Below are 17,525 nucleotides of genomic sequence, written 5' to 3'. Positions count from 1 at the left end.
CGGCTTAGCAAAGCGGGGACGAAACGGAAACGGATTTGGTCAATAGCCTGACATCAGCATGTCGAGCGCGTTGGAAATGTCATAATCCCGATCCCAAAGCGATAGAATGACTTTACCTAACGACCGCGCAGACACTGCACCGGAAAATTGCGTCATCATGACCAGTCGCTGTCCGTCCACATCGAATATCGGATTGAGTTTCGCCATCGGTATGCCGACATGCTCGATCGGAACCAGCGGCACCACGAAGCGCGTCGTCAGATGATCCAGAAGGTCGGATTGGCAATCCAGAACATAACCGTCGTCAGGTAAGCGATGCACGCAAAAGCGCGCCATCAGAACATCCGATATTTTTCGAGCGGCAATCCATATTTTTCGACATAGGCGTTAGAGGCAGCGATGCCGACAGCATTCTCCTCCTGCCAGCGTCGGCCCCGCTCCGCTGCAATCTCTTTACGCAACCCTTCTTCGCAGGCGCGCGACAGGTTGATCCCCAATTCCTTGGCGTCGGCCACAAGATCGACGTCCAGCGACAGGTTCGTCGCCTTGCGCGCGGCTATTCGTTCATGCTTGGTCATCGTCGACTCCCGCATCTATCATGCGCATGAACATACGCATGAGGCGTCACTGCGGCAAGTAGCGCCCGTCCGGATCGGCCGCGATCTCGGCGGCGAATTCGGCGCTGATCCAGTCGCGAAAGGCCTTGATTTTGGGCGCGTTGCGGGCGTGGGGCGGGTAGACGATCCAGTAGCTGGCGATTTCGCGGACATAAGAGGGCACGGCTTCGACCAGCAGGCCCGCTTCCGCCTCCACCTTCCACAGGAAATGGTTGAGGATCGCCACCCCTTGACCGGCAATCGCGGTGCGGCCTTCCATTACCTGACTGTCCAGCGCAATGCCCGGCGGGCCGTCGGCCGGATCGGCTTCCACCCCCATGGCAGCGAACCATTCATGCCACCACATGTCATCGGGCGACAGGCGCGGCAGGGCGTGGAGCGCATGCGCATCCGCGATCGGACCATGGCGGGCGAGCCAGTCGGGGCTGCACATCGGCACCAGCCGGTTATGGGTCAGCAGCTTCGCTTCAAGCCCCGGCCATTCCCCCTTGCCCCCGCGAACGGCGAGATCGACACCAACACGCGCCAGATCGACCACCGCATCCTCTGCCTGAATGCGCACCGCCAGATGCGGGTGACGCATCTGGAAAGCGCCGATCCTGGGCGCCAGCCAGAGATGGGCGAAGCTGTTGGTGCAACTGATGGTCAGCACCGCCGAATGATCCTGCGTCAGCGCGGCAAAGCCATCGCGCATCAGGTCGAAAGCGCGGGTCAGGACCGGTGCAATCTCCCGCCCCTTGTCGGTCAGCGCTACCTTGCGCCCGACCCGCTGGAACAGGCTGAGGCCCAGCCGCTCCTCCAACAACTTCACCTGATAGCTGACCGCTGCCTGGGTCATGCCCAGTTCCTGCGCGGCGGCGGTGAAATTCTCCAGCCGGGCGGCGGCTTCGAACACGCGGATGGCGGAGAGCGGCGGCAGGCTGGACATGCCCGAAAACATAAGCTGACCTTATTTATGACGTCCAGCCTTTTGTTGGCGGGAATCGCGCATATCCGGCAATTGCCGGCCTGCGGACAATCGCACCGCGCTAACCACCGACTCATAGAAAAGGACCGCATCATGCGCGACGAATATGACGACCGGCTGTGGAATGACGGCCGCGAGCATACCAATCAGGACATCGACCATCTGATCGCCGGGATCATGCAGGCGTTTCGCGCGCTGCATCGCGTCCAGTGGACATCGCCCTGGACCGACAATCGGACCTGCGACACCGCCTGCCGACCGTAGGAAATTGTTGCGATTGCGAGATGAGGGGTTGCGGTTTCGTCCTGAGACGCCACTCTTAAGGGCGTGACCGACACCCTTCTCTCCCCCATCGCCCTGCCCGCCCCGCCGATCGACCTGCTGACCGGCGCTGCGCTTTTCCTGGATTTTGACGGCACGCTGGCGCCGCTGGCCGACACGCCCGATGCGGTGGTGGTCGATGCCGATCTGCTGGCGACCCTGACAGACCTGCGCGACCGGCTGAACGGACGGCTCGCTATCGTCAGCGGGCGCTCCGTGGCAACCTTGTGCGATCTGGGCTTTGGCGACTTCCTGCTGTCGGGCACGCATGGACTGGAATTCGCTCGACCCGGCGAAGCGGTCGACGCGCCGCCGCGCCTGCCCGCCATCGATGCGGTCGAAACCGCCTTCAACGCCTTTGCCAGCGACAAGCCCGGCATACTGGTCGAACGCAAATCGATCAGCGTCGGCCTGCATTTTCGTGGTGCGCCGCAGTGGGAGGAGGATGCCGCTGACCTTGCCAAGCATCTGGCGCGCCAGCATGGCCTGACCGTGCAGCAGGGCAAGATGCTCTATGAGTTGCGCCCCGGCGGCGCGGACAAGGGCAGCGCGGTCAAGGCGCTGATGCAATCCGCGCCCATGGCTGGCGGCACTCCCATCTTCATCGGCGATGACGTCACTGATGAGGAAGGCTTTGCCGTAGCGGTCGAACTGGGCGGCGCCGGAATCCTGGTGGGATCGCCCCGCCCCACATTGGCGACATTCTCTTTGGAACAGGTTGGGGCCGTCAGGCATTATCTGAGGCAGGGGATCACCGGCTGAATTGTCGGTGCCCTTCATCCTGACCAGCGAAGGGGGCGGACCAATCCAAGCAGCAAATCCTTCCATCCATGCCGGGAACGAGCGCAATCTCGACCTCTGGCCTATCGGCAATTGCCAGGCTTCCGCGCTGATCGATCGCGCGGGCCGTATGGTGTGGGCCTGCGTGCCCCGCGTCGACGGCGACCCCGTCTTTTCCGCTTTGCTGGACCATAAGGACTGGGACGACAGCCAGTCGCGCGGCTTCTGGGCGATAGAACTGGAAAATTGCGTCGCGGTCGAACAACATTATATCCGCAACACGCCCATATTGGTCACGCGCCAGAGCGATGCGCAGGGCAATGCGATCGAAACCTATGATTTCTGCCCGCGCCACAAGCATCAGGGCCGCATGTATCGCCCGGTGGCCTTCATCCGTATCGTCCGCCCGGTGGCAGGCAGCCCGCGCATCCGGGTGAAATTGCGCCCGACCACCAACTGGAATGGCGACAAGGTGCCGGTCAATTACGGCTCCAACCATATCCGCATGGTCCTGTCCTACATGGCGATGCGCGTGTCGACCAACGCGCCCATCGGCCTGATCGCGCAGGAAAGCTGGTTCCGGCTGGAATCCGACATGCATTTCTTCATGGGGCCGGACGAAGGCTTTTCCGACGCGCTGCGCCCGGCGATCGAGCGGATGCTGGACGACACCATCCTGGAATGGCAGCTATGGGTCCGGGGCCTCGCCATCCCGGCCGAATGGCAGGAGGCGGTGATCCGGTCCGCCATTACGCTCAAACTCTGCCAGCATGAGGAAACCGGCGCGATCGTCGCGGCGCTCACCACCTCCATCCCCGAACATGCCGACAGCGGCCGTAACTGGGATTATCGCTACTGCTGGGTGCGCGACGCCTATTATACGGTCGAGGCCCTGAACCGGCTGGGCGCGCTCGACGTGCTGGAAACCTATCTCGTCTATCTGCGCAATATCGTGGACGGGGCGAAGGGCGGACATATCCAGCCGCTCTATGATGTGCGTGGCAATGCCACGCTGCATGAATGGGAGGCGGACAGCCTGCCGGGCTATCGCGGCATGGGGCCGGTGCGCGTGGGCAATGCCGCCTATGAACAGATACAGCATGACGCTTATGGCCAGATCGTGCTGTCCTCGGTTCAGGGCTTCATCGACCAGCGATTGCTGCGCATGGCCGGTCATGCCGATTTCGAAGCGCTGGAGGCGGTGGGCGAACGCGCCTGGGCCGTCTATGACCAGCCTGACGCAGGCCTGTGGGAACTGCGCACCCGCGCCCATGTCCACAGCTATAGCGCGGTGATGTGCTGGGCGGCGTGCGATCGCCTTGCCCATGCAGCCGCTGCGCTGGACCTGCCGCTGCGCGCCGCGCATTGGCAAAATCGCGCCGAAACCATGAAGGCGCGCATCGTCGAGGCCGCCTGGCGGGAAGACACCCAAGCCATCTCCGCCAATTTCGAGGATGATGCGCGCGACGCATCTTTGCTCCAGTTGCTGGACCTGCGCTTCCTGAGTGCCGACGATCCGATGTTCGTGGGCACGCTCGCCGCGCTGGAGGCGGATCTGCGCCGGGGCAATGACATGCTGCGCTACAGCGCGCCGGACGATTTCGGCGAACCCGTCACTGCCTTCAACGTCTGCACCTTCTGGCTGATCGAGGCGCTGCATCGGACCGGCCGCACGGAAGAGGCCCGCTCCCTGTTCGAGGAGATGCTGTCCCGCCGCACCGCCGCCGGGCTGCTCTCCGAAGATATCGACCCCGCGACCGGGGAATTGTGGGGGAACTATCCCCAGACCTACTCATTGGTCGGCATCATCAACTGCGCCGTCTTGCTGAGCAAACCATGGAGCGCAATGCGTTGAGCCGTCTTATCGTCATATCCAACCGGGTCAGTAGGCCCAGCAAGACCGGTAATCAGGGCGGTCTTGCTGTCGCACTGTCGCAGGCGTTGCGCGAAAGCCGGGGCATCTGGGTCGGCTGGTCGGGGGAAGTCACCGACAATTTCACCGGCCATATCGGCTTTGCCGAGGATGATGGCGTCAAGACGGCAACGATCGACCTGGAAGAACAGGATGTCGACGAATATTATAATGGCTATGCCAACAAGACGCTGTGGCCGCTCTTCCATTTCCGCATCGACCTGGCCGAATATGCCCGCGATTTCGAGGGTGGCTATAACCGCGTCAACCTGCGCTTCGCCGACACCGCCACACCGCTGATCGAACCCGAAGACATTATCTGGGTCCATGATTATCACATGATCCCGCTGGGCCAGATGCTGCGCGACAAGGGGCTGAAAAACCGCATGGGCTTCTTCCTGCACATCCCCTGGCCGCCCACCCGGCTGCTGGTGTCGCTGCCGCACCATACCAAGCTGGTCAGCACCCTGTTCGCCTATGACGTCATCGGCTTCCATACCGAGGAGTGGCTGGAATCCTTCCGCCATTATGTGGAGCGGGAAATGGGCGGCACGGTTGACGGCGATTTCGTGACCGTGGGCGATCGCACCATTCAGGCGGTCGCCTGCCCGATCGGCATCAATGCCCAGGAATTTGCCGAAGCCGCCACCAGCGACGCCGCCAACGAGATGAGCACGCTGGTCCGCGCCTCCTTGCAGGACCGCACGATGATCGTGGGCGTCGACCGGCTGGATTACAGCAAGGGGCTGGAGGAGCGGTTCGGCGGCTATGCCCGTTTCCTCAAGGATCATCCCGAACAACATCGCAAGGTCGTGCTGACGCAGATCGCGCCGCCATCGCGCGGGGAGGTGGAAAGCTATCAGCAGATCCGCGCGACGCTCGATTCCCTCGCCGGGCGGATCAACGGCGAATATAGCGATGTCGACTGGACTCCGATCCGCTACGTCAACCAGGGCTATCCCCGCGACAAGCTGGCGGGCATCTATCGCGGCGCCAAGATCGGGCTGGTGACGCCGCTGCGCGACGGGATGAACCTGGTCGCCAAGGAATATGTCGCGGCGCAGGACCCGGACGATCCCGGCGTCCTCATCCTGTCCCGCTTTGCCGGCGCGGCGATCCAGTTGAAGGACGCGCTGCTGATCAACCCCTACAGCCCGGAGGAAATGTCCGATGCGATCAACCGGGCGCTGGCCATGCCGCTGGACGAACGCAAGCGGCGCTGGCGGGCGATGATGGACAGCGTGGAGCAACAGGATATCAGCTGGTGGCGCCAATGCTTCACCGGTCGACTGATGGCCAGTCGGCGCGACCCAGCCCCGGCAGAGGCCGAGGGATAAGCGCGGACGCGATGCTAGCGGCGCGCTCGATCGATATCGCCATCCGCGTGCCGCTGGCGCAGGCCTATGGCTTTGCCAGCCAGCCGGAGAATTTCCCGCGCTGGGCGGCGGGCCTCTCCGCCTCGCTCCATCGGGAAGGCGATGACTGGATCGCCGATACCCCGGAAGGGCGGGCGATCGTCACCTTTTCCCCGCCCAATGATTTCGGCATCCTCGACCATCATGTCCGCCTGCCCGGCAAGCCGGACATCCATATCCCGTTGCGCATGATCGCGAATGGCGACGGGACGCAGGTCGTCTTCACCCTGTTCCGCCAACCGGACATGGACGATGCCGCTTTCGATCGGGACGCGGACCTGGTGACGAAAGACCTGCAAAGGCTCAAGGCGCTGCTGGAAAGCCTTTACCCGGCTTGAGCGCGACGGCATCCCCCGCTACGCCAGCGGGATGCAGACCCATGACGAAGACGAACCGACCGGCCTCTGGCCCGCTATCCGCGCCAAATCCGGCGTGATATTGGGCCTGATCGGCCTGGTCGCCTGGTGCGCGATGATCTGGTTCATGTTCAAGGATGTGCTGTAGGCGTAATCAGCGGATGAAGGGCGCACAATCCTCCCCGCTCGCGGGGAGGTGGCATCGCATAGCGATGACGGAGGAGGTTCGCCCGCTGCACACCCCCTCTACCACCGCTTCGCGGCGGTTCCCCTCCCCGCAAGCGGGGAGGAAGAATTGCACCTCCGCCCATATTGCTCTATGGGCCGCGTTGAACAGCCCCGGCACCCGCTGATCCTTTCCGATTCGCGTTTGCCGGGGCGCATTGTTTTTGTGATAAAAAGACAGGAACGCGCATGGCCCGTCGCCGCCAGATTTACGAAGGCAAGGCAAAGATCCTTTATGAAGGCCCCGAACCGGGCACGATCATCCAATATTTCAAGGATGACGCCACCGCCTTCAACGCGCAGAAAAAGGGCACGATTTCCGGCAAGGGCGTGCTCAACAACCGCATCTCCGAGCATATCTTCACCCTGCTCGGCCAGATCGGCGTGCCGACCCACTTCATCCGCCGCCTCAACATGCGCGAACAGCTGGTTCGTCAGGTCGAAATCGTGCCGATCGAAGTCGTGGTGCGCAATGTCGCCGCCGGATCGCTCAGCAAGAAGCTGGGCATCGAGGAAGGCACGCAGCTGCCTCGCACGCTGATCGAATATTGCTACAAGGATGATGCGCTGGGTGACCCGCTGATCTCCGAAGAGCATATCGCCTGCTTCGGCTGGGCCACACAGGAAGAGATGCATGACATCGCCGACATGGCGATCCGCATCAACGATTTCATGTGCGGCCTGTTCGCGGGCATCGGCATCCGCCTGATCGACTTCAAGCTGGAATTCGGCCGCCTGTATGACGGCGATTACAGCCGTGTGATCCTGGCCGACGAAATCAGCCCGGACGGTTGCCGCCTGTGGGACATGGCCACCAACGAAAAGCTGGACAAGGACCGTTTCCGCCGCGATCTGGGCGGCGAAGTGGAAGCCTATCAGGAAGTGGCGCGCCGCCTGGGCCTGCTGCCCGATGGCTTGGACACCACCGTCCTCGACCTCGACACGCATCGCAAGAAGCGCGAGAAGGACTGACAAGGAAGGCCGGCCACAGCGCCGGCCTTTTTTTATGCGCTGAAATCCGTTCGTTTCGAGCGTGTCGAGAAACGCTCGCGCTGCCCTATCCGCTTCTCGACTTCGCTCGAAGCGAACGAACGTGGGTGGCTTTGGCTCAAGCCATCAGCGCATCCACCAGCAGCTTGAGCCCCAGCAGCACCATCAGCACATAGATAAGCGTATAGAAACGCGCCGCATCGACCCGGCGGACCAGCGCGACCCCGGCAAAAGTCGCAACGATCGCCACCGGCGCCAGCATCGCCGTCGCCATCAGGTTGGCGCGGGTAAATTGCCCCAGCGCGGCATAGGCCGGCACCTTCATCCAGTTCATCGCGGCAAAGGCGACGGCAGTGGTCCCCACCAACATGTCGCGCGGCAGCTTGCGGGGCAGCACCCACATCTGGAAGGGCGGCGACCCGGCATGGGCGATCTGGCTGGTAAAGCCGCTGCCGATGCCGAACAGAAAGCCCACCCAGTCGGGCGAACTGGACGGCAGCACGATCGCCCCGCCCCGCTCGATCCACAGTCGTTGCAGCCCGAACAGCATGGAAATGACGCCCAGCGCGCCCAGCACCGTGGTTTCGGGCACCTGCGCCGCGAACAGATAGCCCAGCCCCACGCCCACCGCCATGCCGGGCAGCATGACCAGCAGCACATGCCCGTCCCAGCTTTTGCGGAACGCCCAGACGCTGACGACATCCTGAAGGATGAGGATAGGCAACAATATCGCCGCCCCGCGCACCGGATCGACACCCAATGCCATGATCGGCATCGCCAGCGCCCCCACCCCCGCAAAGCCGCCCTTGGCAAGACCGGAGATGACAACCGCGATGACCGCGCAGAGGATATAGAGAAGGTCCGGGTGCATGGTGACGGCTTAGGGGATGCGCGAGCGGGTGGGAATGGGGGAGTTGGGTGTGGAGCGGACTGCAGGGTTTAGATATTAAGAAGGGCGTTGTCGGACCAAACATCCTCATATCCCTCAGCGACCAGAAATCTCCAGCCCGGAGGCAGGGCTATGAACGGCAATGCCGCCGGACAATGCTCCTCCAAGTGGTAAACATGCAGCGGCCTAAAAAAATCCGGGTCATCGGACCATTCTCCTGACCAGATGAACCATCCCGTCGTCCCACTTTCCGGCGGATGACGAAGACCATTGAGCGGCAACTCACCTCGCAGGGCGCTCTCGGAAACACCGACCTTGTATGTTTCTTCGGGCGGCATGAATTTTGCGCCATACCGCTGACATATCTCAAGCTGCATTTCATCCATGCGCTAGATTTAGCGGGGCCTGCCCATGTCCGCTATGGGGAAGCCAGAAAACTCTCGTGATCGGCGAAAACTGGTCGGTGTGAGACAGGCAGCTTTCGTAGCCACGGATCGATCTAAGGGATAATCCATGCTTGGGGCAAAGTAGCAAAATAGCCCCATTCGCTCCATGGCGAATCGCTTTTTCCGGCTTTTCGTGAAGCCAATCGCCATTCTGGGGGATCAGGAAAGCCGTGCCATGCAAGCTGCATGAGCACTAACTGCTCACCGCCATATTCCGCGTAATATTCAACGTCGCGAGAAATGAACCACTGCTTGTCCAGTCCAAACAACTCTGCGGACGAGTCTCGAACCGAGGTCCAAAAAATCGGCCATCCAGACCTCTGCTTAAATCCTTTCAACTGACTGTCGGCAACCTCATCACTGGCGTCCCAAGGTGCTGCTTCCCAAGCGTTGTTCGCGCAGTCCATTCGTTCCTTTTGGCCCATACGACGCCTCCCAGTCTCAATTGGTGAAGCTGGACGAATGGCCGGTTGCGGGCAATCCAAATTTCCGAACGACCGGCAAAAACTGTTCGAAAACAGACTTTCAGCCGTCATGCCAGCGCAAGTCGTTGAGAGGCACGTGACTCTCAACGACATCTCAGGCGGAGGCGCGAAACGGTGGAGGGTGTCGCTTGTCCATACCTATCGCGCCATCGCCTGAGCCCCCAGCTTCCGCTGGGGTGACGGAAATGGGAGGATGCTTTCGGGCATCATTACAACCCGTTTTCCCGGTCGATCTCTGCTCGCCTTGCACCAAGCACGCATAATATGTTCGCGCAGAGGCGCAGAGAACGCAGAGTGAGGATGGCAATCTTCTCTGCGCTCTCTGCGCCTCTGCGCGAAATCCTTCTTCATTCTTGTTCACGGGGAGGCGCGGAGGGGTTACGCAATCCTCCGCGGCTCCGCGCCTCCGCGCCTCCGCGTGAAAAAATATGCACTGCCTGCGGCGCTGCTCCGACCACGGCTCCGCTCTCACCCTGTCCTACCCTCCCCTTTTACCGCCATACTCCCGCCCGGCTCTTTCCACCGTCCGATGTCCCCACTTTCCGATAGGATCACGTCCGCGCAACGAAATGTCGCATTCCACAGGACATATGCGAAGTTAAGCGGTGCAAATCCTATTTCCCTGCCCAGCCAGCAGCGCCGCAAACTCCACCTCGCCTCCCGCCCAATCATCGTCCGACGCAAGCCCCACCGTCATAATGGCTTGCCTCCGCGCGCCGCCGCGCCTAGGGGGTGCGGCAACTGCATCATCCCGCGCATCAGGCGCGGCATTTGTCGATTCCAAGGAGTCCACGCCCATGAAAGCCCGCATTTTCGTCACCCTCAAGGGCGGTGTTCTCGATCCGCAGGGTCGGGCGATCCAGCATGCGCTGGGCGGTCTGGGCTTTGACGGCGTCAATGATGTGCGCGCCGGCAAGCTCATCGAACTGGATCTGGCCGACGGCACCAGCGACGAGGATATCGACGCCATGTGCCGCAAGCTGCTGGCCAACACGGTGATCGAAAATTATCGCATCGAGAAGGTCGCCTGAGATGAAGAGCGCCGTCATCGTCTTTCCGGGCAGCAATTGCGACCGCGACCTGGCGGTGGCGTTCGAGGCTGCGACCGGAACCAAGCCCGCCATGATCTGGCACCGGGACACCGAATTGCCCGACGACATCGACCTGATCGGCGTGCCGGGCGGCTTTTCCTATGGCGACTATCTGCGTTCCGGCGCGATGGCCGCGCGCTCGCCGGTGATGCAGGCGGTGGCGAAGGCGGCCGACCGTGGCGCCTATGTGCTGGGCATCTGCAACGGCTTTCAGGTGCTGACCGAAAGCGGCCTGCTGCCCGGCGCGCTGCTGCGCAATGCCGGCGGCCATTTCGTCTGCCGCGACGTCGCCCTGACGGTCGAGAACGCCCAGAGCGCCTTCACCAGCCGCTATGAAGCGGGCGAGGCGATCAGCTATCCGGTCGCGCATCATGACGGCAATTATTTCGCCGACGATGCGACGCTGGACCGGCTGGAAGGCGAAGGCCGCGTTGCCCTGCGCTATGCGGAGAGCGTCAATGGATCGGCCCGCAACATCGCCGGCATCCTCAACGAAGCGGGAAATGTGCTGGGCATGATGCCCCACCCCGAGCGCGTGATCGAGGCCGCCCATGGCGCGACCGACGGCAAGCGCCTGTTCGAGGGTCTGGTCGAGGGTTTGCTGGCACGGGCCTGATCCTCTCCGCCGACAGGGCACAAAAAAGAGCGCCTCCGGATCGGATGGCGCTCTTTTTTTTTGTGCCGCGTCTCTTGCTCTTCGCCTGCCACCGTTCGTGCTGAGTAGGGGCTGAGCTTGTCGAAGACCCGTATCGAAGCATCCAGCGCAGCGCTGATCCTTCGATACGCCATTTCGACTTCGCTCAATGCCTGTCCTGAGCGCCTGCCTTGGCAGGCAGTCGAAGGGGCTACTCAGGACGAACGGGGGTAGGAACGGGGTGAGGCTACCGCGGCCCTCACCCGCCCCGATGATAGTCATAGTCGAAAGCGCGGCCCTGTTGCTTGGTGAGGATGGCGCCGATGATGACGCCGCCCGCCCGACGCAGCCGCTCGACCGAGGCGCGCAGGCCGCCATGATGATTGCGGCCCCATTCGACCACCAGCAAATTCGCTTGCGCCCGCGCGCCCAGCAGGCTGGCATCGCCCAGCCCCAGGATCGGCGGCGCGTCGATCAGGATCGTGTCATAATCGTCGCGCACGCTCGTCAGCAGCGTATCGAGGGCCGGGGTGGCCAGCAATTCCGTGGGGTTGGGCGGCACCGCGCCACAGGGGAGTAGCGATATGCCCTCCACCCCCGTCGGGATGATGGCGTCGGCGGGCTTAGCCTGTCCGGTCAACACTTCGCTAATGCCCTTGCCCGGCGCGACGCGGAACAGGGCGTGCTGCACCGGCCGGCGCATGTCGCCGTCGATCACCAGCACCTTCTTGCCCAAGCCCGCCAGCGCCAGCGCCAGCGCGTTGAGGGTCAGGGACTTGCCTTCCCCCTCCTGCGCGCTGGTGACGAGGATGGAGCGCGGCAGGCCGCCGGTCGACGCCAGCAGCAGCGAGCGCGCGATCGGGGTGAAGATTTCGGGCGGCTGAGGATTGTCGCCCGTCACCGGCACGGCGCCCAGCAGCGGCAGCCCGACCCGCTCCGCCAGCGTATCGGCAGACGTCACCGCATCGTCGAATATATGGCGCGCCGCAACCAGCAGCAGACCCAGCGCCAGTCCACCCAGCGCGGCGAGCAACAGCGTCTCCCCGACCTTGGGCGAGAAGGGCCGCGCCGGCACCGCCGCCCGATCGAGCGGCTGGATACGCCCGGCCTGGAACCCGGCCTGCGAAGCCATGTCGCGATAACGCTGCAACAAACTGTCATGCAGCATGCGATAGGTATCGACCGACCGTTCATAGATGCCCATCTGCACATCGCGACCACGCGCAGCCTGCGCATCGCGCTCCAGCGCGGCGATTTCCGATCCGATCTGCTTTTCGCCATGGACGGCGACGTCATATTGTTCCTTGAGCGAAGCGCGGATGCGGTTCGCCATCTCGTCGGCCTGATCGTCCAGCGCGGCAAGGCGCGCGCGGGCTTCGCGCATTTCGGGATGCGCATCCTTGCGGAACTGCCGTTCCTCGACCAGTGCAGCGCGGGCCTGCGCCCGTTCCGTCATCAATTGCTGCATCGCACCGTTATTCAGCACTTCGGGCAATGTTTCCGCGCTGGCGCGGCGGGCACTTTCCCAGCGCTTCTGGGCGGCGATCCGGTCGGATACCGCCTGCGCCCGGAAACCGTTAAGCTGCGCCAATCGGCTTTCGATCGATCCTTCGGACGGGGCGAATTTGGGTTCGGCGGGCTTGGCCCTTGCCGCATCGCCCTGCGCACTCTGATCCGGCTCCACCGGGGCGCCACCGCTGCGCGCGGCATAGACGGCCAGTTCGCGTTCGGCCCGCGACAGGTCGGTGCGGGCACCATCCAGTTCGCCCAGCAGGAAGCGGCGCGCCTGCACGCCCGATTCAAAGCCGCGCTTCAGGTCCGACCGGATCAGACTGTCGGCATAGGCATTGGCAATCCGCGCGGACAATGTCGGATCGGCACTGACGAAACTGATCCGCATAACGCGAGACTTGCCGGGCAGTTCGACTTCCAGATTCTGCCGCAACAGGGTAACGACCCGCTCCTGCTCCACCTGCCGCTGGCTGAGGCCGACCGTCCCCTCCCTGGGGCGGCTGACGCCCATGCCATCGAAGAAGGTGGGGGTGCCGACCAACGCCAGACTGCGCGCGACCTCTTCGGCCAAGGCCCGGCTGCGCAGCACTTCCAGTTCGGTCTGCATCACTGTTTCGGTGTCGTCACTGGTGGGCCGGGGCGTACCGGTCCCCGCCGCACCGGCGGGCAGATCCTCCACCTCGACCGAAGCCGTCGCGCGATAATCGGGTGTCGACAGCAGGATATAGAGCAGGGCCGCCAACAGGCAGAGCGCCATCGTGACGAACAGAATGACACGGTGACGACGCAGCACCGCCCAATAGGCGCGGATCGTCCGTGCCAGCCGGGCGCCAGCGCCCTCGCCTTCGGGCATGTCGGTCGGATCTATCAGGGTCGCGGCCATCAATGATCTCCGTCCAGCGCGATGAAGCCCGCCGCGACGGCCGGTATCGCGATCAGCGCGCCGCCCAGGATCGCCTTGGCGCGCGACAGGCCGACGATCACCTGATCGCCGGGCAGAATTTCAGGGTCGGGCGCCTTGCCCTTGCGGATGGCACCCAGGTCGAACATCGCCGCCTGACGCTGGCCGTCCATCTGGCGCACGACCACGATCTGGCTGAGGCCAGCGAGGCGGGTCGGCCCCTTGGCCAGCGCCACCGCCTGCAACAGGGTCAGGCGTCCGTCGACCGGGTAGAGGCCGGGTTCCCGCACTTCCCCGTCCAGCGTGATACGGCGACCCATCGCCTTCTTCACGAACAGCGTCACTTGCGGCGACACCAGATAACGCTCCAGCCGCCCGGCGACGACGTCGGCCGCCTCACTCGCAGTCAGGCCCGCGACCGATATGTCGCCGACCAGCGGCATGCGCATCATGCCCGCCGCGGTGACCTGCGCATCTTCCAGCGACAGATCGGGTTCATGATAGACCTGAACGCGCAGCACATCGTCGGGACTGATGCGATAGTCCATGCCGACGGCAGGCGCAGGCGGGATGGCGACATAGGCCGCTTCGCCGCGCGGGGCATCCTCGACCGTGGTGCAACCGGCGAGCGCAGTACAGGCCGCCGCGACGGCAATGGATCGGCTGATGCTGTTTCGATGCTTCATCCGCCCTGTAACCCCGTTCTGGCCCGTATGAGGCCGGGGGTTAGCGGCGTGACAGGAGGATGGCAACCGCGGGCGGGACGGACCGAGCCCGTCCCGGCAATGTTACACAGCGACGCGGCCGGCGGGCGTGGGTTGCGCAACGCGGCGCGGCTGATCGGGCCAGATTCCCCGCGTGTCATAGACGGCCTTGCCGGCGCGTTCGTCGACGGGGACAGATTTGAACATGTCATGATCCACAAGAATGACGAACAGGCCGCATTGTTCCAGAGCCGTATCGAGATCGATCAATTCCGCGCCCGTCCCGGCGAACTCCATCGGCAATTCCTGCGCATAGGGTTCGACCAGCTTGATCCGCCGACCATAGCGGCGGGCGAGGCGGGCGGCGACCTTCACCGCCGGGCTTTCGCGGAAATCGTCGATATTCGCCTTGAAGGCGAGGCCGAGGCAAGCGACGTCTTCGCCACCGAACTCGTCGATCATATCGGACGCCTTGGCGACGACATAGTCGGTCTTGCCGTCATTCACTTCGCGCGCGGTGCGGATGATGCGGGCATTTTCCGGGTCGCCATGGACGATGAACCAGGGATCGACCGCGATGCAATGGCCGCCCACGCCGGGACCGGGCGAGAGGATGTTGACGCGCGGATGGCGATTGGCGAGGCGGATCACCTCCCACACGTCGATATCCATATTCTCGGCAATGACCGAGAGTTCATTGGCGAAGGCGATATTGACGTCCCGGAAGCTGTTTTCGACCAGCTTCACCATCTCGGCTGCGCGAGCGGTGGTGGTGATGCAGGCGCCGCGCACGAACTGGCGATAGAAGCCCAGCGCCTTGCGCGCGCAACGCGGGGTGATGCCGCCGATGCAGCGATCATTGTCGATCAGTTCGACAAGGATGCGACCGGGCAGAACCCGCTCCGGGCAATAGGCGATGGCGATATCCCCCTGCACGCCCTTGCCCGGCATTTTGAGGTCGGGGCGCAATTCCGCCATGACGTCGCGCATCGCTTCGGTCGTGCCGACGGGCGAGGTGGATTCCAGGATCACCGTGTCGCCGGCCTTCAGCACGGGAGCGACGGTCTTCGCGGCCTTCAGCACATAGCTGATATCCGGCGCGCGATCTTCCGCCACCGGAGTCGGCACGGCGATGATGAAGACATCGCTTTCCTCGACGTCCAGCGAGGCGCGCAGATTGCCGCGCGACACCACGCCCTGCACCAGGCCGTCGAGATCGACTTCCTCGATATGGACGCGGCCGGAATTGACGGTGTCCACCACATGGGCGGACACGTCCACGCCCACCACCTTGGCGCCGCCACGCGCGATCAGGGCGGCGGTCGGCAGGCCGATATAGCCGAGGCCGATGACGGAAACCTTCTGCTTGGCGTCGACGGGCATGGGTCGGGACAGTCCTTCAGCGGTGAATTTGGCCGTTGTTCTGCCCCGAAATGCTGAAGATTTCGGTAATAGTGAAGAGGGAACGGGCAAAAATGCCCATTTGCCTACCGATAGCGGGGGCTTGGCTGGCGGGCGATATGGGCGGAAGAGCGCGTCACCGGCGTCGTGATGATCTTGGTTTTCAGCAGTTCGCGGATGCGGTCGGCACCGAGCGGGTTGAGCAGCACGACGCGCGTCCCCCCGGCGGGCAGCGCCTCGATCGTGGAGATGGCTATCGCGTGGCGGGCGCACAGCGTGGTGACGTCCTCGACCGAGGTCGTGACGTTGATCGCGCGGCTCATGCGCCGGTTTCAGTCATGTAAGACGGGCGCAGCGGGGAAAAATAAGACATGAAAGACGCTCCTTGCGTAGCAAGCGGGAGCGCGATTGTCTCTCTGTCGGGGCGCGTGCTTGCAGGCAGGATCGCGGCGATGCGGCCTGATAGCAGCCCCTCCGCCCTGCGTCGCGCCCTTTCTCGCCCGATTGGTCAGCCGGCCGCGATCACTGCCGCGATCCGCTCCGCCGCGCCCCCGTCGCCAAAGGGATTATGCGCGCGGGCCATGGCGTCATAGGCATCCTGATCGTCCAGCAGCGCCAGCACTTCGCGCACGATCAGCGCGCGATCGGTGCCGACCAGCTTCGCCGTGCCGGCCTCCACCCCCTCGGGACGCTCGGTCGTTTCCCGCATCACCAGCACCGGCTTGCCGAGCGAGGGCGCCTCTTCCTGAACGCCGCCGCTGTCGGTCAGGACAAGGTGGCACAGGTCGAGCAGGCGCACGAAATGCGGATAGTCGAGCGGTTCGATCATCGCGACATTGGGCAGACCGCCCAGCACCGCATCCATGACCGGGCGGACATTGGGATTGGGATGGACCGGGAAGATCACCGCCACATCGGGCCGGGCGGCGATATCGGCGATGGAGCGGGCGATCGCCTCCATGCCGCCGCCGAAATTCTCGCGCCGATGGCTGGTGACGGCGACGATCCGCTTGCCCGCAAAACGCGCGGCGAGATCATCCAGCCCGCTGGCGAGCGATGGGTCTGCGACCACCCGGTCGCGCGTGGCAAGCAGTGCGTCGATCACGGTGTTGCCGGTGATATGGATGCCGGCGGGATCGCGATTTTCCCGCAGCAGCGCATCGGCCGCCGCCTGCGTCGGGGCGAAATTCATGTCGGCGATACAGGCGACGACGCGGCGATTCACTTCCTCCGGCCAGGGATGATGAATGTCGCCGCTGCGCAGCCCGGCTTCGACATGGGCGACGGGAATCTTGCGATAATAGGCGGCGAGGCTTGCAACCATCGTCGTCAGCGTATCGCCATGGACGACGATGCGATCGGGCTTTTCCGCGTCGAACGCCTTGCCCAGTTCCACGATCAGTTTTGCCGTCAGTCCATCCAGCGTCTGGTTGGGCACCATGACGTCCAGATCGATGTCGGGCACAATCCCCGCAATCTCCAGCACCTGATCCAGCAGTCCGCGATGCTGCGCGGTCACGATGACGCGCGTTTCCACGCCGGGCCGCGCGCGCAGCGCATGGACCACGGGGAACATCTTGATCGCTTCGGGACGGGTCCCGAACACCAACGCTACTTTCACCGTGACCATCCCTTTCGTCGCTGGCACCCGACTTGGCAGAAAATGGTAACCAGTCGTTAAACGATCTTCAAATTTCGTCGCTGCATTGCAGCGAATTGTAATGGCCCGCGACTATGCTAGAGCCATGACATAGTCGTTTCTTCTTATGGGGCTGGGGCAGATTCATGAAAATCACGATGATCGGCACGGGTTATGTTGGACTTGTGTCCGGGGCCTGTTTTGCGGACTTTGGCCATGACGTGGTGTGCGTAGACAAGG

The 17,525-nt window shown here is 63.4% G+C and carries 21 protein-coding genes; 10 read left to right on the top strand and 11 right to left on the bottom strand.

What is annotated here, in order from left to right; translation table 11 throughout:
* Positions 1 to 39 precede the first annotated feature (39 nt).
* Genes BMY84_RS16275 through BMY84_RS16265 form a run of 3 tightly spaced genes read right to left on the bottom strand, consistent with a single transcriptional unit; the run spans position 40 to position 1,545 of the window.
* On the bottom strand, positions 40 to 336 hold the full coding sequence (locus tag BMY84_RS16275; RefSeq protein WP_093085252.1) for a CcdB family protein: 297 nt from the start codon (positions 334 to 336) through the stop codon (positions 40 to 42).
* Positions 336 to 578 (bottom strand): type II toxin-antitoxin system CcdA family antitoxin, encoded by a 243-nt coding sequence (locus BMY84_RS16270; RefSeq protein ID WP_093085433.1) that lies wholly within the window; start codon positions 576 to 578, stop codon positions 336 to 338. The genes BMY84_RS16275 and BMY84_RS16270 overlap by 1 nt, the downstream gene beginning before the upstream one ends.
* 46 nt (positions 579 to 624) lie before the next feature.
* On the bottom strand, positions 625 to 1,545 hold the full coding sequence (locus BMY84_RS16265; protein ID WP_177204050.1) for a LysR substrate-binding domain-containing protein: 921 nt from the start codon (positions 1,543 to 1,545) through the stop codon (positions 625 to 627).
* A gap of 132 nt (positions 1,546 to 1,677) precedes the next feature.
* On the opposite strand from BMY84_RS16265, the gene BMY84_RS29795 reads away from it, so the two are divergent.
* The 7 genes from BMY84_RS29795 to purC all read left to right on the top strand — a co-directional run bounded on the left by BMY84_RS29795 (position 1,678) and on the right by purC (position 7,565).
* Positions 1,678 to 1,848 (top strand): hypothetical protein, encoded by a 171-nt coding sequence (locus tag BMY84_RS29795; protein WP_177204049.1) that lies wholly within the window; start codon positions 1,678 to 1,680, stop codon positions 1,846 to 1,848.
* Between the two features lie 63 nt (positions 1,849 to 1,911).
* Positions 1,912 to 2,667: a trehalose-phosphatase gene (gene otsB / locus BMY84_RS16260; RefSeq protein WP_093085250.1), complete on the top strand. Its 756-nt coding sequence runs from the start codon at positions 1,912 to 1,914 to the stop codon at positions 2,665 to 2,667.
* A 103-nt stretch (positions 2,668 to 2,770) separates the two neighbouring features.
* Positions 2,771 to 4,540 carry a glycoside hydrolase family 15 protein gene (locus BMY84_RS16255; protein WP_256215297.1) on the top strand — a complete coding sequence of 590 codons (1,770 nt, stop codon included), beginning with the start codon at positions 2,771 to 2,773 and terminating at the stop codon, positions 4,538 to 4,540.
* Complete coding sequence (otsA, locus tag BMY84_RS16250) at positions 4,537 to 5,934, top strand: alpha,alpha-trehalose-phosphate synthase (UDP-forming) (RefSeq protein ID WP_093085429.1); 1,398 nt, start codon at positions 4,537 to 4,539, stop codon at positions 5,932 to 5,934. The genes BMY84_RS16255 and otsA overlap by 4 nt, the downstream gene beginning before the upstream one ends.
* An 11-nt stretch (positions 5,935 to 5,945) precedes the next feature.
* Positions 5,946 to 6,350 (top strand): polyketide cyclase, encoded by a 405-nt coding sequence (locus BMY84_RS16245; protein ID WP_093085249.1) that lies wholly within the window; start codon positions 5,946 to 5,948, stop codon positions 6,348 to 6,350.
* Between the two features lie 31 nt (positions 6,351 to 6,381).
* Complete coding sequence (locus tag BMY84_RS30465; protein WP_256215285.1) at positions 6,382 to 6,516, top strand: hypothetical protein; 135 nt, start codon at positions 6,382 to 6,384, stop codon at positions 6,514 to 6,516.
* Positions 6,517 to 6,782: 266 nt separating this feature from the next.
* Positions 6,783 to 7,565 carry a phosphoribosylaminoimidazolesuccinocarboxamide synthase gene (purC, locus tag BMY84_RS16235; protein WP_093012493.1) on the top strand — a complete coding sequence of 261 codons (783 nt, stop codon included), beginning with the start codon at positions 6,783 to 6,785 and terminating at the stop codon, positions 7,563 to 7,565.
* A gap of 136 nt (positions 7,566 to 7,701) precedes the next feature.
* Here the strand turns inward: purC and BMY84_RS16230 are convergent, their stop codons facing one another.
* The 3 genes from BMY84_RS16230 to BMY84_RS29220 form a co-directional block, all read right to left on the bottom strand.
* On the bottom strand, positions 7,702 to 8,454 hold the full coding sequence (locus tag BMY84_RS16230; RefSeq protein ID WP_093085246.1) for a sulfite exporter TauE/SafE family protein: 753 nt from the start codon (positions 8,452 to 8,454) through the stop codon (positions 7,702 to 7,704).
* A 68-nt stretch (positions 8,455 to 8,522) separates the two neighbouring features.
* On the bottom strand, positions 8,523 to 8,849 hold the full coding sequence (locus BMY84_RS16225) for an immunity protein Imm33 domain-containing protein (RefSeq protein ID WP_218146973.1): 327 nt from the start codon (positions 8,847 to 8,849) through the stop codon (positions 8,523 to 8,525).
* A gap of 122 nt (positions 8,850 to 8,971) precedes the next feature.
* On the bottom strand, positions 8,972 to 9,343 hold the full coding sequence (locus BMY84_RS29220; RefSeq protein ID WP_143075073.1) for a hypothetical protein: 372 nt from the start codon (positions 9,341 to 9,343) through the stop codon (positions 8,972 to 8,974).
* Between the two features lie 857 nt (positions 9,344 to 10,200).
* On the opposite strand from BMY84_RS29220, the gene purS reads away from it, so the two are divergent.
* Together purS and purQ are read left to right on the top strand one after the other, a co-directional pair.
* Entirely contained in the window at positions 10,201 to 10,434 is a 234-nt protein-coding gene (purS, locus tag BMY84_RS16215) for a phosphoribosylformylglycinamidine synthase subunit PurS (RefSeq protein WP_093012502.1), read from the top strand.
* A 1-nt stretch (position 10,435) separates the two neighbouring features.
* Positions 10,436 to 11,110, top strand: a complete 675-nt coding sequence (gene purQ / locus BMY84_RS16210) for a phosphoribosylformylglycinamidine synthase subunit PurQ (RefSeq protein ID WP_093085241.1) — start codon at positions 10,436 to 10,438, stop codon at positions 11,108 to 11,110.
* A 277-nt stretch (positions 11,111 to 11,387) separates the two neighbouring features.
* Here the strand turns inward: purQ and BMY84_RS16205 are convergent, their stop codons facing one another.
* The 5 genes from BMY84_RS16205 to wecB form a co-directional block, all read right to left on the bottom strand.
* Positions 11,388 to 13,493: a GumC family protein gene (locus BMY84_RS16205; protein ID WP_093085425.1), complete on the bottom strand. Its 2,106-nt coding sequence runs from the start codon at positions 13,491 to 13,493 to the stop codon at positions 11,388 to 11,390.
* A 29-nt stretch (positions 13,494 to 13,522) separates the two neighbouring features.
* On the bottom strand, positions 13,523 to 14,227 hold the full coding sequence (locus BMY84_RS16200; RefSeq protein ID WP_093085240.1) for a polysaccharide biosynthesis/export family protein: 705 nt from the start codon (positions 14,225 to 14,227) through the stop codon (positions 13,523 to 13,525).
* 102 nt (positions 14,228 to 14,329) lie between these two features.
* Positions 14,330 to 15,628, bottom strand: coding sequence for a UDP-N-acetyl-D-mannosamine dehydrogenase (gene wecC, locus BMY84_RS16195; protein ID WP_093085238.1), 1,299 nt, complete (start codon positions 15,626 to 15,628; stop codon positions 14,330 to 14,332).
* 104 nt (positions 15,629 to 15,732) lie between these two features.
* Positions 15,733 to 15,969 carry a hypothetical protein gene (locus BMY84_RS16190; protein ID WP_093012514.1) on the bottom strand — a complete coding sequence of 79 codons (237 nt, stop codon included), beginning with the start codon at positions 15,967 to 15,969 and terminating at the stop codon, positions 15,733 to 15,735.
* Positions 15,970 to 16,154: 185 nt separating this feature from the next.
* Positions 16,155 to 17,267, bottom strand: coding sequence for a non-hydrolyzing UDP-N-acetylglucosamine 2-epimerase (gene wecB / locus BMY84_RS16185; protein WP_093085423.1), 1,113 nt, complete (start codon positions 17,265 to 17,267; stop codon positions 16,155 to 16,157).
* Between the two features lie 164 nt (positions 17,268 to 17,431).
* Here wecB and BMY84_RS16180 point away from each other — a divergent pair.
* Positions 17,432 to 17,525: hypothetical protein (locus BMY84_RS16180; protein WP_143066723.1), on the top strand; the 94-nt coding region annotated here is incomplete at its 3' end.

The organism is Sphingobium sp. AP50, assembly GCF_900109095.1.
GTDB lineage: Bacteria > Pseudomonadota > Alphaproteobacteria > Sphingomonadales > Sphingomonadaceae > Sphingobium.
This window is presented reverse-complemented; position numbering and strand designations above follow the sequence as displayed.